The organism is Caproiciproducens galactitolivorans (genome assembly GCF_004768785.1).
GTDB classification, from domain to species: Bacteria; Bacillota; Clostridia; order Oscillospirales; family Acutalibacteraceae; genus Caproiciproducens; species Caproiciproducens galactitolivorans.
This window is the reverse complement of record NZ_SRMQ01000005.1, coordinates 44,384-59,617: the sequence shown is the minus strand read 5'-3', so window position 1 is coordinate 59,617 and position 15,234 is coordinate 44,384. Positions and strand designations below refer to the sequence as shown.

Genomic DNA, 15,234 nt, shown 5'->3' with positions numbered 1-15,234 from the left:
CTCTGCCCTCCGTTCTTCTATTTCGTATTCGTTTCCGAAGCTTCCGGAGCTTCTTTTCCTTCGTTATCCGAACCTTCCGCCGTTTCTTCCGCGAAAGGTTCCCCACCAACCGATTCATCTGAATCGGAAGGGGTTTCCGCATCTTCTGTATCCTTTTCTGCCAACTCGTCCGCGCCGCTTTCCATGCATTCCGCCGGAACTTCATCCACAATGGCGTTCAGCTCCATTACCTTTGCAGAACCGCACCCGAGAAGCGAAGTGCGGTTGCGGAAAATAATCAGCAGCACAACGCCCGCAAGAACCGTCACGGCTGCAACAACCTGCGATACTCTTAAAGGCACAACCGGCGTAATCAGGCTGTCGGTCCTCAGGCCTTCAATAAAGAAGCGGCCAACGCCATACCAGATTAAATACAGGAGAAATACCTGCCCGTCATATTTTCTAAGCTTGCGGCTGAAAATATGTAGCAGCACAAAACCAAGAATACACCACAGGGATTCATAAAGAAAACACGGATGCACTGGATTATTGGTCACCGCATATGTTCTTTCGCTGACCATTCCCCACGGAAGTTTCGTTTCAACACCAAAAGCTTCCTGGTTGACAAAGTTTCCCCAGCGCCCGATGGCCTGTCCGATTAAAAAGCCAAGCGAAGCGATATCCAAAACAGCGGGTATGCTGATTTTGCGGAGTTTCGCCATCAGGGCACCGCAGAGCATACCGCCGATAATCCCGCCGTAAATTGCCAACCCGCCTTCCCAAATGTAAAGTGCGCTGACCGGGTTCCTCAAATACTGATCGCTGGTGTCGAATATGACATAATATGCTCTGGCACCGATAATCCCTCCGATAATTCCAAGGATTACCACGTCGATTAGCTTATCCTGATCAATATTGAACTTTTTACAGCTTGCCATTGCATAGGAAAAAGCAAGTAAAAATCCTACCGCAATAATTACGCCATACCATCTAACCGAAAAAGACCCGATCGAAAAGGCAATCGGGTTAATTGTAAAATGGAAGCCTAATCCGGGAAATTGAACATGATACATATACTCCACCATTCTCCACGCGCAAAATTAAGCGTTTCTGCCAATCTCCGCGTGGGAAGTATTGGCAGAATTCCGCTAAGTTTAATCTATCGGTTTAATAATGGAAAGGACAGATGAATCCGCCCGCAACTGTGTATTCAGGCGCGCCTGGACGGAAGCAATATCTGCCTGTGAAACCGAATCAACATAATGAAACAGCTCATGGCCAGTAAAAGCAAGCGAAGCCAACGTATTTGCAATATTATCTACACTATTGAAGGAAGAGATAAGGCGCCCGTAAACTGCTTTCTTCGAACGCTCAAAGGCGACCGGGTCAATTCCCTGCGTGCGGAGCTTTTCCGCTTCTTTTTTAATTTCGTCCGCAACGGCATCCGGGTCTTTGGATTCTCCGGAAAAAATAACGGACGCATAACCAGGGCCTTCAAAATATTCATACGCAAAAGTGGACTGATTGATCAGTTCCGCATCCAGAAGCCTGCGGAAAAGCGGGGAAGAATCGGATGCCATTAATTCAAGCAGGATTTCCGTTTGGGCGATTTCTTCCGCCGAAACACGATTTTTACCAACCTTTTCTTTAAAGCCAAGTTGGAAGATCGTTGTGGAAACGGACAGCTTCTGCTCAATTCTGCTCTGAACAACTTCGTCGGGCTCGTTTTCAAAAATGCGGTCAATAGAAAGATGCTTGGAAGGTTTCAGCATTTTATCGCAAAGTTCAAGAACCTTATTGACCTCCACATTGCCCGCCACGCACAAGACCATATTGTTCAGGTTATAAAAAGTATTGTAGCATTTGTAAAGCAGTTCCGGCGTAATCTGTGCAATGCTTTCAACCGTTCCGGCAATGTCGATTTTTACCGGATGATTATGGTACATCGCACGTAAAAGGTTAAACATTACGCGCCATTGCGGATCATCGTCGTACATGCGAATTTCCTGTCCGATAATGCCCTGCTCCTTCTGTACCGTCTGCTCAGTAAAATAAGGGGACTGGACAAAATCCAACAGGATTTCCAAAGATTCATATACATTTTCCGTACAGGAAAACAGATAGCAGGTTTTATCGAAGGAAGTATACGCGTTTGCCGAAGCGCCTGTCTTTGCAAAGCGTGCAAAAGCGTCGCCGTCTTCACTTTCAAAAAGCTTGTGTTCCAAATAGTGGGCAATCCCAGCGGGGACTTTATTCGGCTCACTATCATCACTCGACTTGAAACACATATCAATTGACCCGTACCGGGTTCCAAAAACTGCGTAAGTGGAATTATTATTCTCTTTCGGATAAACAAAAATTCTGAGCCCGGATGGATGCTCTACTTCATAATATCGGTCACCGACCCGGTCGCTTTTAATCTCCTTGATAATATTCATACTTGTTCCTCCCCGTTTCCCTCTAAACGATAAACCGTATCAAGCGTTACACGGTTTGCCGCGTCAATGATTTCCTGACGGGTGACGGAATTAACAATTGCCGCCGCTTCCTCCGGACGTTTGATCTGATTGGAGAAGGTCTGAGAAAGGTACCAAGCTTCCAAGCCGCCTAGTGAATCGGACAGTGTGCGGTAGCTGTTGCTCAAGCTCAGCTTAGCCGCATCCACTTCACTATCGTCAAATTCGCCTTTTTTAATTTTTTCAAGCTGAACCAGAATTTCTTCGCGGGCCTTGTCGATATTTTTTGTTTCGACTCCGCTTTGCACCAGCATAATGCCCTTCATCGCATTGTACAACGCGCTGCAATAATAGCAAAGGCTCAGCCTTTCACGGACATTCAAAAACAGCTTAGAGTTCGGCGTCCCGCCGTATAAAGAGGCCATTAGTGTCGATGTTTCCACTTTTTCATCGGGAATCGCCGTCTGGGTCCGGAAGCCCATAACCAGCTTGGACTGCGCGACATCCATTTTATCGGTAACGTCTTTCACCCGATCCGCCTGTTTTATGATTTTCGTCGGGCAATCTACTGTGGATTTTTTCCCTACCTTTTGGAATGCTTCACAAAAGCCCTCGTAAACCGGAGCCGGGTCGCAATCCCCTAAGACCATAATCTCCGCTTTGGCGTTGTGAATCAAATAGAGCCACGCTTCGGTAAGCTCTTCGCGCTTCAGATTCTGAATCGCTTCTCTGCTGCCGTAGCGCTTGATTCCGTACGGCTCGTTGCTGCACATAATCTCCTCGCAGCGCTGCCTCGCATAAATACGCTTATCGTTAAATTCAGAATCGATCAGCTCGATCGTCTGCCGTTTTTCCTGTTCGAAGCCCTCCTTCGGAAAGAGGCCGTCCTCAAACGGAGGGTCAAAAATAATACTGCAAAGCAGCTTAGAAAGTTCCCCCGCAATATTTTCGCCTTGTAGTGCATAACGATTTGCAATGCCGACAGCGGAAACGGAAAGAAGCTGTGCGTCGCCGAGCTTCTGGACATCCGCGTTCAATTCGGCGCCATACAATTCCGCCAGACGCTGGCCGAGTTTTGTAAAATCAGGGTACTCTCTGCTGGCCCGGCTAAGCAGAAACGGCAAAATCGCATAGGAAGCCGCGGTTTGCTTTTGTATCGGCAATAAAAAATTAACGGACATACGAACCGTTTTGAAACGGGTATCTTTCACGCTTCTGAAATTTACGCCTTCACAAACGGAACGCTGTTCTATACCTAACATTCAATTATTCATCTCCAAAATTTTACTTACTAAAATTCAAAAAACATTATATCACAAACCCTTACTTTAGAAAAGAAATAATATAATAAAAATTTATGAACATGCAATGATTTTTGTATTATATTAGCATTTTATCCGAATAACCGGCTTTGCTGCTTGCAGCAGAAACGTATAAATGATATAATAATGCAACGAGGTGTAAAGATTTGGAAATAAAAAATAAAGCAATGGCAGCCGATTTAGGACTGGTTTTTATAACCATCATCTGGGGCAGCGGATTTGTTGTCGTAAAGAATACTGTCGATGCAATTCCGCCCGGCTATATGATAGCCATGCGTTTTGGAATCGCGGTCGGCCTGATGTGTTTGATCTTCTTTAACCGGCTGAAAAAACTAAATTGGAACTGCATAAAATCCGGGATAATCCTTGGTTTGCTGATGTTCATTTCCTATTATCTGCAAACCGTTGGAATACAATATACGACAGCCGGGAACAATGCGTTTCTCACAGCAGTATATGTGGTTGTCGTCCCCTTTTTGTACTGGATTATTCGAAAAGAAAAGCCGGACGCATATAATATTTTCGCTGCGCTTCTATGCATTGTGGGTATTGGGTTGCTTACTCTTCGCTCGGGTTTCTCCATGAATACTGGCGATATGCTTTCCCTGTTCTGCGGGATCACCTTTGCCGCGCAAATCGTAGCTGTAAGTATTTTAGCCGAAAAGAATGATCCTATTCTCATTTCGTTTACGCAATTTGTTGTTACTGCAATTTTCGCATTCGCTGTGGCCCTTTTCACCGAACCGTTTCCGGAAGAAATGGACACAAACGCTGTCTTGTCCACTTTTTATATCGGAATTTGCTGTACGCTGATTGCGCTTGTTCTTCAAACGGTCTGCCAGAAATACACGCCGCCGGCAAGGGCTTCGTTGATTATGTCTTTGGAATCCCTCTTTGGTTCCATATTCGGAATCATTTTCTTGAGTGAATCGCTGACAATGAAAACCTTTTTCGGGTCAATTTTGATTTTCCTTTCTATTATGATTTCGGAAATGAAACCTTCCTTTTTAAAGCTGGAAAAGAAGAGTTTGGAAGTACCGGATCATTCAAAATAACAAAAACTTAAAAAAGAACGGCTATCTGCTTTGCTGTTGGATAGCCGTTCTTTTTTACAGCATTTTTTTCAGATACTGCCCGGTATAGGATTCTTTTACTTCCACAATTTGCTCCGGAGCCCCTTTGGCGATCACTCTACCGCCGCCGTCCCCACCTTCCGGTCCAAGATCAATAATATAATCCGCCGTCTTAATCAAATCCAGATTATGCTCGATGACTACAACCGTGTTGCCATTGTCCACCAGCTTCTGCAAGACTTCGATCAGCTTGTGGACGTCTGCAATATGCAGGCCGGTTGTCGGTTCGTCCAGAATATAAATGGTTTTGCCCGTCGGGCGCTTGGAAAGCTCGGTGGCAAGCTTTACACGCTGTGCTTCGCCGCCGGACAGCGTAGTGGCTGGTTGCCCTATTTTAATATACCCCAGCCCTACTTCTTGCAGGATTTTCAGTTTCCGCGCGATTTTCGGTATGCTGGAAAAGAACTCCAACCCTTCCTCCACCGTCATTTCCAGAACGTCGTAAATGCTTTTTCCCTTATACTTGATTTCGAGCGTTTCCCGGTTGTAGCGCCTCCCCTTACACACATCGCATGAGACGTACACATCCGGAAGAAAATGCATTTCAATTTTAATAATGCCGTCGCCTTGACAGGCTTCGCAACGCCCGCCTTTTACATTAAAGGAAAAACGGCCCGAATTGAAACCGCGCAGCTTAGCGTCCTGTGTGGAAGCGTACAGCTCGCGTATATCCGTAAACACACCCGTATAGGTTGCTGGGTTGGAGCGCGGTGTTCTTCCGATGGGGGATTGGTTAATCTGAATCACCTTGTCCAGTTCCGAAACACCCTTAATCGCTTTAAACGCGCCCGGGCGGCATTTCGCACCGTTAAGCTCCGAAGCAAGGTATTTATACAGGATTTCATTGATCAGCGAGGATTTTCCGGAACCGGAAACCCCGGTAATGCAGACAAACTCGCCGAGCGGGATTTCCACATCCACATCCTTCAGGTTGTTCTGGGCCGCTCCCAGAATCGCGAGCTTTTTCCCGTTGCCCTTGCGCCGGGTTTTGGGAACCTCGACCTTTTTCGCACCGCTCAGATACTGTCCGGTTATGGATTTTTCACATTTGATAAGATCCTCCACCTTGCCGTTAAACACGACATTCCCGCCGTGAATTCCCGCACCGGGGCCGATATCCACAACGTGGTCGGCCGCACGTATGGTATCCTCGTCATGTTCAACCACAATTACGGTGTTCCCTAAATCACGCAGGTGCTTGAGGGTGGCAAGGAGCTTGTTATTGTCGCGCTGGTGAAGCCCGATACTTGGTTCATCAAGGATATACAACACGCCCATGAGGGAGGAACCGATCTGTGTAGCAAGACGGATGCGCTGGCTCTCCCCTCCGGAAAGCGTGCCAGAGGAACGGGAAAGAGTCAGATACTCTAACCCGACACTTTTCAGGAATCCCAGCCTGCTTTTGATTTCCTTTAAAATAGAGGAAGCGATCATGGCTTCCCGGTTCGAAAGCGTAAGGTTATTGAGAAAATCCAGCGCCTGTGTGACGGATTTGTCGCAGAAATCACTAATATTGATTCCGCCGACCGTTACGCCCAGACTGATGGGAGACAAGCGCTTCCCATGACAGGCGTCGCAGGGAATTGCGCTCATGTAGGCCTCGATTTCTTCCTTAATCCAACTGCTCTGGGTTTCCCGAAAACGACGCTCCAGATTATTGATAATCCCTTCGAATTCCACCTCATAAACGCCGCTTCCGTATTCGTTGCGGCGCTCCACCTTGATTTTTTCGCCTTTCGTACCATAAAGGATAATATCGATAATTTCCGGCGGAAGCTCCCCGATTGGGGTATCCAGAGAAAAATGATAGTGCTTTGCAAGCGCGTTAAGATACATGGAGGCAATCGTACTGCCTTCCATGGCCCAGCCACTCGCCTTTAATCCGCCCTTATTAATGGAAAGTGCTTTGTTCGGAATAATCAGATCCGGGTCAATTTTCATAAATACGCCGAGCCCGGTGCATTTCGGGCAGGCGCCGAACGGGTTATTAAAGGAAAACATCCTTGGGGAAAGCTCCTCTACGCTGATGCCGTGTTCCGGACAGGCGTAGTTCTGTGAAAACGTAATGTCCTCCCCTCCAACAATGCTTACAACCGTAATTCCGCCCGCCAACGCGGAGGCCGTTTCAATCGAGTCCGATAAACGCGACTGAATCGATGGATGAATTACGAGCCTGTCCACAACGATTTCAATGGTATGCTTTTTGTTTTTCTCAAGCTTGATATTTTCGGATAGGTCGTAAATGATGCCATCCACGCGAACGCGGACAAAGCCGCCCTTCCGGGCGGCTTCAAATTCTTTTACGTGCTCTCCCTTACGGCCGCGGACAACCGGAGCCAGCACTTGAATTTTCGTTTCCTCCGGTAAATTCAGAATCCGATCGACAATCTGGTCAATCGTTTGCTGTTTGATTTCTCTGCCGCAAATCGGGCAGTGAGGTACCCCGATCCGCGCATACAAAAGGCGCAGGTAATCGTAGATTTCCGTTACGGTCCCAACCGTGGAACGCGGATTTTTCGACGTTGTTTTCTGATCGATGGAAATTGCGGGAGAAAGCCCTTCAATATAATCCACATCCGGCTTTTCCATTTGCCCCAGGAACTGGCGTGCGTAGGAAGAAAGCGATTCAACATAACGGCGCTGCCCCTCGGCATAGATCGTGTCGAAAGCAAGGGAGGATTTCCCCGACCCGGAAAGGCCGGTAAATACAATCAGTTCGTCACGTGGAATTTCAATATCGATATTTTTTAAATTATGTTCTCTCGCGCCTTTTACAAAAATGTTCTTTGTCGTCATTAAATTGAAACCTCCATGCTCATTTGCCGCCGCTGAGCTGTTTGATTTTATCACGTAGATAAGCCGCGTGTTCAAATTCAAGCAGCTTTGCAGCCGCTTTCATTTCCTTTGTAAGCTGCTCAATCATCCGTATGCGTTTGGCCGGGCTTAAGCGCTTCTGCTTCTTCTCTTTATCATCCTCTTTATGCGTCGAAATTTCAAGGATTTCCGATACTTTCTTGGTAATCGTCTTCGGAACGATGCCATGCTCCTTATTGTAAGCCGTCTGGAGCGCGCGACGGCGTTCCGTTTCCCGGATTGCCGACTCCATGGAAGGTGTGACGGAATCGGCATACATGATGACCTGTCCGTGCGCGTTGCGCGCGGCGCGGCCGATCGTCTGTATCAGCGAGCGCTCCGAACGTAGGAATCCTTCCTTATCTGCATCCAAAATGGCAACGAGGGAAACCTCCGGAATATCCAGCCCCTCGCGCAGCAAGTTGATTCCGACCAGCACGTCGAACTCGCCAAGGCGCAGGTCGCGGATAATTTCCATGCGTTCAACCGTATCAATATCATGGTGCATATAGCGCACGCGGATTCCCATACTCTCCAGATATGAGGTCAGATCCTCCGCCATTTTCTTCGTTAATGTCGTTACAAGAACGCGCTCCCCGTTTGCGGTTCGCAGATTGATTTCCGAAATCAAGTCGTCGATTTGCCCGTCCGTGGGCTTCACAATAACTTCCGGATCGACAAGGCCGGTGGGGCGAATTACCTGCTCCACAATCTGGGTTGATTTTTCCTTTTCAAAATCGCCGGGAGTTGCGCTGACAAAAACAGCCTGATTCAAATGACTGTAAAATTCATCAAAATTCAGCGGACGGTTGTCGTAAGCCGACGGAAGCCGGAACCCATATTCAATCAGCGATTCCTTGCGCGCCCGGTCGCCGGCGTACATGGAACGGACCTGGGGCAGAGTAACATGCGATTCATCCACAAATAGCAAAAAATCCTTCGGAAAATAATCCAGAAGAGTAAACGGCGCGCTTCCTGGCTCCCGTCCGGACAATACGCGTGAGTAATTTTCAATCCCTTTGCAAAAACCGATTTCCTGCAGCATCTCGACATCATACAGCGTACGCTCCCGGATCCGCTGCGCTTCAATCAGTTTATCCCTGCTTTTAAAGTTTGCAACGCACTCTTCCATTTCCTCTAGAATTTCTTTGACCGCACGTTGCATTTTTTCTTTGGGTACAATATAGTGGGACGCAGGATAAATGGCAACATGTTTCAAGACGGCTTTTAATTCTCCGGTCAAAGCATTGATTTCGCTGATCCGGTCAATTTCGTCCCCGAAAAATTCCACGCGGATAACCGTATCGTTTGACTGAGCCGGAAAAATCTCTACAACATCGCCCCGTGCGCGGAACTTATTGCGGGTTAAACTGATATCGTTCCGCTCGTATTGTATTTCGACCAGCTTGCGAAGTAGTTCGTCCCTGCTCTTCTGCATTCCCGGGCGTAGGGAAATAACCATTGTACGGTAATCAATTGGGCTGCCGAGGCTGTAGATACAGGATACGCTGGCGACAATAATTACATCGCGGCGCTCCGAAAGAGCTGAGGTAGCAGAGTGCCTCAGCTTATCGATTTCATCGTTAATCGCAGAATCCTTTTCAATATAGGTGTCCGTCGTGGCAATATACGCTTCCGGCTGGTAATAATCATAATAGCTTACAAAGTACTCAACCGAATTTTCCGGGAAAAACTCACGAAACTCGGAACAAAGCTGTGCCGCAAGCGTTTTATTGTGCGCAAGAACCAGCGTCGGGCGGTTCAGTTTTGCAATGACATTTGCCATTGTAAACGTTTTTCCGGAGCCGGTAACGCCAAGAAGCGTCTGTTCCCTATCGCCTCGTAAAATCCCGTCAACAAGCTGTTGAATTGCTTTGGGTTGATCACCCTTCGGCTGATATTTTGAAACCAATTTAAAATCCATAGTCTACTCCGTATCGATTCCGGAATCAAAAACCTCCGGTAAAATACCACTATTTGCAATAGAAAAGAAATCATTTCCGCTTACGATAATATGATCAATCAATTTAACTTCTACTGTTTTCAGCGCTTCGCTGATCCATTCGGTTGAACGAAGATCCTGCCTGGACGGCATACAATCCCCGCTTGGATGATTATGCGAAAGGATCGCATAGGCCGCGTTATATTGAACGGCAAGCCGGACAATATTTTTCACGTAAATGTTTGCCGTCGTTACCGTCCCTTCGTTCATAACGCTGCAATAAATCATCCGGTTTCTGCTGTCCAGAAGCATGAGGACAATGACTTCCTCGGGACGGCCGATAAATTTATTGACCAAAATTCTGCCGGCTTCCTCATAGCTGAAAATCATGACTTTGTCCTTGTCCAAATTCTCCTGGTACCTACGGCAAAGCTGTGGGATTAATTTTATCAGCGTAGCGGCGGACTTACCCATTCCGTCCACTTTTAGGAGCTCTTCGTACGGTGCGTCGAACACCGCAGAAAGTGAACCGAATTTCTGCAGCAGAGCATGTCCAATCGGATTCGTGTCCTTTAATGGGATTCCATAATAAAGAAGCAATTCCAAAACCGCGTGCGGTTCAAAGCCGTCAAGTCCTTCTTTCAGAAACTTGTTTTTTACTCGTTCTCTGTGTCCAGTATGAACAGGCTTGGCCGCATTTGCCTTTTTCTCATGGCCATCCTTGTTTTGAACCAACGGCGCCTGCCCCCTATTTTTATATTTTTCGGCTTCCGGGTTTTACGGGTGCCGGCGCACCGGCCTTACAGAGGGGACATTCTTCCGGCTCCCAGGACTGCACATCTACAGATATAACGGCCTTAAACGGCACGCCGAAATCAATTTTTCCTCCGGTGCGGTCTACAATAGAGCCTACGCCAACAACCACGCCGCCCGCTTCCTTCACAAGGTCAATGACCTCGCGGACGGAACCGCCGGTTGTAACAACATCCTCTACAATCAGGACTCTGTCGCCGGGTGTAACGGCAAACCCACGCCGCAAAGTCATTTTGCCGTTTTCATCCCGTTCGGTGAAAAAGTTTTCGCAATGCAGGGAGCGGCTTACCTCATAAGCCATTTGCACCGCGCCCATTGCCGGTCCGATTACGATTTGCACGTTGTCGTTCTGATACTTTTCCGCAAGGGCGGAGCAAAGCTCCTCGCTGTATTTTGTATTTCGAAATATTTTTGCACATTGCAAATATTTATTGCTATGTCTTCCGGAAGTTAATTTGAAATGCCCTTCGAGCAATACCCCCGCTTCCTGTAAGATTTCCATAACTCTCTTCTGTGTTATCATAAACAGCTCTTCTCCTTAATCACATTTCATTTTATTATATACTAAAATGTCTTTTTTGCAAAGCATTTAATCTTTCCGTATTCGTTGATCTATGTTATAATTTTACACATATTTGAGGTATTTACGGCAAATCCTTATATTAAGGAGCGGTCTTAAAAAATATGAAAGAAATAGTAATCGGAAAAAATGACGCCGGACAAAGACTGGATAAATTCCTAACCAAAACCTTCCATAACCTTCCGCAGTCCATGATGTATAAATGTATCCGGAAAAAGGATATCAAGCTGAACGGAAAGCGATGTGAAATTTCAACCCGTCTGAGCGAGGGCGACGTCCTGACAATGTATTTAAAAGACGAATTTTTTCAGCAGGAACCGGAAGAATATGATTTTCTGAAGGCTCCGGACAAGCTGAATATCCTTTATGAGGATCAAAACATCCTGATTTTAGATAAAAAGCCGGGGCTGATTGTCCACCCGGACGAAAATTATCATTTTGACTCCCTGATTGCGCGCATACAACATTATTTATATAAAAAACAGGAATACCGTCCGGAGGACGAAAATTCCTTCGCCCCCGCCCTCATTAACCGGATTGACCGGAATACTGGCGGGATTGTAATGGCGGCGAAAAATGCCGAAACGCTCCGTATAATGAATGAAAAAGTGAAAAACCGTGAAATGAAAAAGCTGTACCTGTGTATCGTAAATGGCAGGATGGAAAAGAGCGAGGACACTTTAGAAGCTTTCCTGGAAAAGAATGAAAGTCAAAATCGTGTCTATATATCCAAGAAAGCGTCAAGAGGGACAAAAACGATCCGCACCCGCTACCGCGTGTTGGACGAGAGGGTCGACTTCAGCCTTCTAGAAGTCGAACTGCTGACAGGTCGAACCCATCAAATCCGCGCACATTTAGCGTCCATCGGCCATCCGATTGCCGGGGACGGAAAATACGGAACAAACGCATTGAACAAGAAAACCGGTTTTCCTTATCAGGCGCTGTATTCCTACCGGCTAAAATTCACCTTTTCAAGCGACGCGGGAATTTTAAACTACCTGAACAATCAAAAGTATGAAGCAAAAGAAATCTGGTTTTTAAAAGATTTTTACAATTGGAAATAGCAAAGGCCGGCGTATTGTGCCGGCCTTTTGTCAACTGTTTTTATCAACCTGATGGAACGTTTTCAGGTTCCCCGTTTTTTTGCTACGTTTCTCTAGTTCCGTTTCTACATCTTCAAGGCTGATTCCCTGGTTTACCATTAAAACAGTCAGATGATAAAGCATATCGGAAATTTCAAGTACGGTTTCGGCATTGTCGCCGTTTTTTGCCGCGATGATCACTTCACTACACTCTTCCCCGCACTTTTTTAAAATTTTGTCAATTCCTTTTTCAAACAAATAGCTGGTATAAGAACCCTCTTGGTGACTCTCTTTCCTGCTCTGCACGGTTTTGTACAGTTCCTGCCAAACATCATTCACCAGAATCCCTCCAAATCTCATAAAAGAAACAACTGTGCGCGCCCGTATGGCAGGCGGCGCCAGTTTGCTTTACAATTACCAAAAGTGTGTCATTATCGCAGTCGCCGTAAATTCGCACGACCTTCTGCAAATGTCCGGAAGTTGCTCCTTTATTCCAAAGCTCCTGCCTTGAGCGGCTGTAAAACCAAGTGTATCCGGTTTCTAATGTTTTTCGCATGGATTCACGGTTCATATAGGCAAGCATTAAAACCTCGTTCGTTTCAAACTCCTGTATGATGGCCGGAATCAGCTCCGACTTTTCAAAAAATTTATCTATAAAGTCTTTTGACTTTACATCTATTTCTGTTTTCATGTTCAGTCCTCACATAAGCAGATCGCGGCTTGCAAATCCAGATCGCCAGAATAAATCGCCTTTCCGCAAATAGTGCCATAAAGGCCCAAATCCCGCAAATTTGCGATGTCTTCAAGGCTTCCGACACCGCCACTTGCGATAATATTGCTAGTTACGGCATGGTTCAGCGCATATAGCATTTCAAGGTTCGGTCCGGAAAGGGTTCCGTCCCGGCTTATATCTGTAAATATAATATACTTTACACCAATTTGTTCCATTTGCTTCGCCAGTTCGATATAATCGATATCTGAAGTTTCCGTCCAGCCTTGCGCGGCAACTTTCCCGTTTCGCGCGTCGATTCCGACAGCGATTTTTTCTCCATATTGAAGAACCGCTTTCTTCACAAGCGCGGGATTATTTAATGCGGCGGAACCTAAAATCACCCGCGAAACACCATTGTCAATATAATGGCTGATCGTCTTTTGGCTGCGTATGCCCCCGCCAACCTCGACTTTCAAGCCGCAATTTTTCACGACTTTGAAAATCAGCTCTGAATTCACCGGTTCCGCCACCTTCGCGCCGTCTAAATCGACCATGTGGATCCATTGGGCCCCGGCGGTACGAAAGCTGTCCGCGGTCTTTTCGGCATCTGCAGCAACCCTATGCGCGGTTGCATAATCTCCTTTTACAAGGCGTACGCATTCGCCGTCTTTGATATCAATGGCAGGTAAAAGAATCATTGGAACCTCCTGAAATTAGGAAAGACAGCCCTTCGTAGACAGCATGCCGGCACCCGTCTGGGTAACCGCCAGCCGCAAAGCATGGGCAACCGCTTTCATTAAGGCTTCGATTTCATGGTGCGCATTCGCGCCGTATTTCACCCGGGTGTGCAACGTAATACCGGCATTTATCGCAAAGGCGCGCAGAAATTCCTCTGTCAGGCAGGTATCGAACCCGCCGACGCGTTCCTGCTGAAAATCCGCCTGAAAAACAAGAAACGGCCTGCCGCTGATATCCACGGCGGCAAAAGCGAGCGCTTCATCCATAGGAATAAAAAAAGAACCGAAACGGGCAATACTGGAACGGTCTCCAAGCGCTTGTGCAAAAGCCTTCCCCAGCACAATCCCCACATCCTCCACGGAGTGGTGCCCGTCAACCTGTAAATCGCCTTTTGCCCGAATTTTCAAACCAAACCCGCCATGAACAGCAAAAGAATGCAACATATGGTCAAAAAAACCGATTCCCGTAGAGATTTCCGTTTCCCCTCCGTCAAGATTCAGTTCGACGCAAATATCGGTTTCTTTCGTTTTTCTCTTTTGAATGGACGTTCTCATGGATACACCTCTTTTACAAGCGGATAGCTTTTTCAAACGCCAGAAGGAATTTTTCGTTTTCTTCCTTTGTTCCGGCGGTGATTCTTAGAAAATCCCCGAAATACCGTACGGCGATACCGGATTTCACAAGTTGGTAGTAGACATCATCCGCCTGAGAAATTTTTACGAATAGGAAATTGGTAACAGAAGGATATACATGCATCCTCTGGGCGTAATTGCTTTCGAGAATGCTCATCCTTTCATAAAGCATATCACGCGAGGCTTTGACTTCTTCAATGCAGGAGCGCAGCCATTGCCCTTCCTGTAAAATAACGAAGCCTGCCTTCTGCGTCAGAGTATTTACATTATACGGAGATTTTACCGCCTTCATCGCGTTGGTCAGTTCCCGGTTCGCAACCGCGAAGCCCAACCGGATTCCCGCCATTGCAAATGCTTTGGAACATGTGCGAAGGATTATCAGGTTATCGTAGCTTACCACCTCATCCAGCAAAGATTCATCCCAAAAATCCATATAGGCTTCGTCAAGAACCACAAGGGCGTTTACGGAAGTAACCAACCGCCGGACATCCTCCCTTTTTAAGCCGAGCGAAGTTGGATTGCATGGGTTGGAGAAAATCACTAGTTTCGCATTGCTGCTGTTTGCCATGGCAATTAATTTATCAACATCAATGGTCATGTCGGGCTTCTTGTAATACAATTCGGCTTTTGCTTCGGCAATGGAGGCGTAGAAGCGGTACATGGAAAAATCCGGGGACATCGTGAGCATCGTGTCGCCTTTCATCAAAAATGCGCTGCAAATCACCGAAATCAATTCGTCAGAACCGTTTCCGGCAGTAACCAAACCCGAATTGAGATGATAGTAATTTCCAAAGCTTTCACAAAGTTCCTTTGCAAGCGGGTCCGGATACCGGTTGTATGGAATTGAAAGAACAGCATCCGAAATCTTCTGTAATATTTTTTGCGGTACTTGGATGAACGACTCGTTCGCGTCCAGCCGTACGGGAAAATCCCCGCTTATCGGGTCGTATGGCTTTAAATCGCGTATTTTTTCATTCAACTCGTATCCCAAA

Annotated in this window: 14 protein-coding genes; 2 read left to right on the top strand and 12 right to left on the bottom strand. The window is 46.7% G+C overall.

Features of this window, described 5'->3' with window-relative positions:
- Window positions 1-17: 17 nt before the first annotated feature.
- The 3 genes from lgt to yfmF form a co-directional block, all read right to left on the bottom strand.
- Entirely contained in the window at window positions 18-1,052 is a 1,035-nt protein-coding gene (lgt, locus tag CAGA_RS06935) for a prolipoprotein diacylglyceryl transferase (RefSeq protein WP_135659201.1), read from the bottom strand.
- Window positions 1,053-1,133: 81 nt separating this feature from the next.
- Entirely contained in the window at window positions 1,134-2,417 is a 1,284-nt protein-coding gene (yfmH, locus tag CAGA_RS06930) for an EF-P 5-aminopentanol modification-associated protein YfmH (RefSeq protein WP_135659198.1), read from the bottom strand.
- Window positions 2,414-3,697, bottom strand: a complete 1,284-nt coding sequence (yfmF, locus tag CAGA_RS06925) for an EF-P 5-aminopentanol modification-associated protein YfmF (RefSeq protein ID WP_135659194.1) — start codon at window positions 3,695-3,697, stop codon at window positions 2,414-2,416. Before yfmF ends, yfmH begins: the two co-directional genes overlap by 4 nt.
- A gap of 206 nt (window positions 3,698-3,903) precedes the next feature.
- Between yfmF and CAGA_RS06920 the strand changes: the two genes are divergently transcribed.
- On the top strand, window positions 3,904-4,812 hold the full coding sequence (locus CAGA_RS06920) for a DMT family transporter (protein WP_135659191.1): 909 nt from the start codon (window positions 3,904-3,906) through the stop codon (window positions 4,810-4,812).
- Between the two features lie 54 nt (window positions 4,813-4,866).
- Here the strand turns inward: CAGA_RS06920 and uvrA are convergent, their stop codons facing one another.
- From uvrA to pyrE, 4 genes are read right to left on the bottom strand one after another with little or no spacing between them, the layout of a single operon-like run.
- Complete coding sequence (gene uvrA, locus CAGA_RS06915; RefSeq protein ID WP_135659188.1) at window positions 4,867-7,686, bottom strand: excinuclease ABC subunit UvrA; 2,820 nt, start codon at window positions 7,684-7,686, stop codon at window positions 4,867-4,869.
- A gap of 19 nt (window positions 7,687-7,705) precedes the next feature.
- Window positions 7,706-9,667 carry an excinuclease ABC subunit UvrB gene (gene uvrB, locus CAGA_RS06910; RefSeq protein ID WP_135659186.1) on the bottom strand — a complete coding sequence of 654 codons (1,962 nt, stop codon included), beginning with the start codon at window positions 9,665-9,667 and terminating at the stop codon, window positions 7,706-7,708.
- Window positions 9,668-9,670: 3 nt separating this feature from the next.
- Window positions 9,671-10,420 carry a JAB domain-containing protein gene (locus CAGA_RS06905; protein WP_135659184.1) on the bottom strand — a complete coding sequence of 250 codons (750 nt, stop codon included), beginning with the start codon at window positions 10,418-10,420 and terminating at the stop codon, window positions 9,671-9,673.
- Window positions 10,421-10,439: 19 nt separating this feature from the next.
- Window positions 10,440-11,021 (bottom strand): orotate phosphoribosyltransferase, encoded by a 582-nt coding sequence (gene pyrE / locus CAGA_RS06900; protein WP_135659182.1) that lies wholly within the window; start codon window positions 11,019-11,021, stop codon window positions 10,440-10,442.
- A gap of 161 nt (window positions 11,022-11,182) precedes the next feature.
- Between pyrE and CAGA_RS06895 the strand changes: the two genes are divergently transcribed.
- Complete coding sequence (locus CAGA_RS06895; RefSeq protein WP_135659180.1) at window positions 11,183-12,142, top strand: RluA family pseudouridine synthase; 960 nt, start codon at window positions 11,183-11,185, stop codon at window positions 12,140-12,142.
- A gap of 30 nt (window positions 12,143-12,172) precedes the next feature.
- Here the strand turns inward: CAGA_RS06895 and hisE are convergent, their stop codons facing one another.
- From hisE to hisC, 5 genes are read right to left on the bottom strand one after another with little or no spacing between them, the layout of a single operon-like run.
- Window positions 12,173-12,520 (bottom strand): phosphoribosyl-ATP diphosphatase, encoded by a 348-nt coding sequence (gene hisE, locus CAGA_RS06890; RefSeq protein WP_135659178.1) that lies wholly within the window; start codon window positions 12,518-12,520, stop codon window positions 12,173-12,175.
- On the bottom strand, window positions 12,492-12,851 hold the full coding sequence (gene hisI / locus CAGA_RS06885; RefSeq protein ID WP_135659177.1) for a phosphoribosyl-AMP cyclohydrolase: 360 nt from the start codon (window positions 12,849-12,851) through the stop codon (window positions 12,492-12,494). Before hisI ends, hisE begins: the two co-directional genes overlap by 29 nt.
- A 2-nt stretch (window positions 12,852-12,853) precedes the next feature.
- Window positions 12,854-13,570, bottom strand: a complete 717-nt coding sequence (gene hisA / locus CAGA_RS06880; RefSeq protein WP_135659175.1) for a 1-(5-phosphoribosyl)-5-[(5-phosphoribosylamino)methylideneamino]imidazole-4-carboxamide isomerase — start codon at window positions 13,568-13,570, stop codon at window positions 12,854-12,856.
- A 15-nt stretch (window positions 13,571-13,585) separates the two neighbouring features.
- A complete protein-coding gene (hisB, locus tag CAGA_RS06875; protein WP_135659172.1) occupies window positions 13,586-14,164 on the bottom strand; it encodes an imidazoleglycerol-phosphate dehydratase HisB in 579 nt (192 codons plus the stop codon).
- 13 nt (window positions 14,165-14,177) lie between these two features.
- Window positions 14,178-15,233 carry a histidinol-phosphate transaminase gene (hisC, locus tag CAGA_RS06870; protein WP_135659170.1) on the bottom strand — a complete coding sequence of 352 codons (1,056 nt, stop codon included), beginning with the start codon at window positions 15,231-15,233 and terminating at the stop codon, window positions 14,178-14,180.
- Between the last annotated feature and the right edge of the window lies 1 nt (window position 15,234).

Bases quoted from the DNA above. Each gene is read 5' to 3' on its own strand.
- lgt (WP_135659201.1), bottom strand. From the start codon at position 1,052: ATGTATCATGTTCAATTTCCCGGATTAGGCTTCCATTTTACAATTAAC.
- yfmH (WP_135659198.1), bottom strand. From the start codon at position 2,417: ATGAATATTATCAAGGAGATTAAAAGCGACCGGGTCGGTGACCGATAT.
- yfmF (WP_135659194.1), bottom strand. From the start codon at position 3,697: ATGTTAGGTATAGAACAGCGTTCCGTTTGTGAAGGCGTAAATTTCAGA.
- uvrA (WP_135659188.1), bottom strand. From the start codon at position 7,686: ATGACGACAAAGAACATTTTTGTAAAAGGCGCGAGAGAACATAATTTA.
- uvrB (WP_135659186.1), bottom strand. From the start codon at position 9,667: ATGGATTTTAAATTGGTTTCAAAATATCAGCCGAAGGGTGATCAACCC.
- pyrE (WP_135659182.1), bottom strand. From the start codon at position 11,021: ATGATAACACAGAAGAGAGTTATGGAAATCTTACAGGAAGCGGGGGTA.
- CAGA_RS06895 (WP_135659180.1), top strand. From the start codon at position 11,183: ATGAAAGAAATAGTAATCGGAAAAAATGACGCCGGACAAAGACTGGAT.
- hisE (WP_135659178.1), bottom strand. From the start codon at position 12,520: ATGAGATTTGGAGGGATTCTGGTGAATGATGTTTGGCAGGAACTGTAC.
- hisI (WP_135659177.1), bottom strand. From the start codon at position 12,851: ATGAAAACAGAAATAGATGTAAAGTCAAAAGACTTTATAGATAAATTT.
- hisA (WP_135659175.1), bottom strand. From the start codon at position 13,570: ATGATTCTTTTACCTGCCATTGATATCAAAGACGGCGAATGCGTACGC.
- hisB (WP_135659172.1), bottom strand. From the start codon at position 14,164: ATGAGAACGTCCATTCAAAAGAGAAAAACGAAAGAAACCGATATTTGC.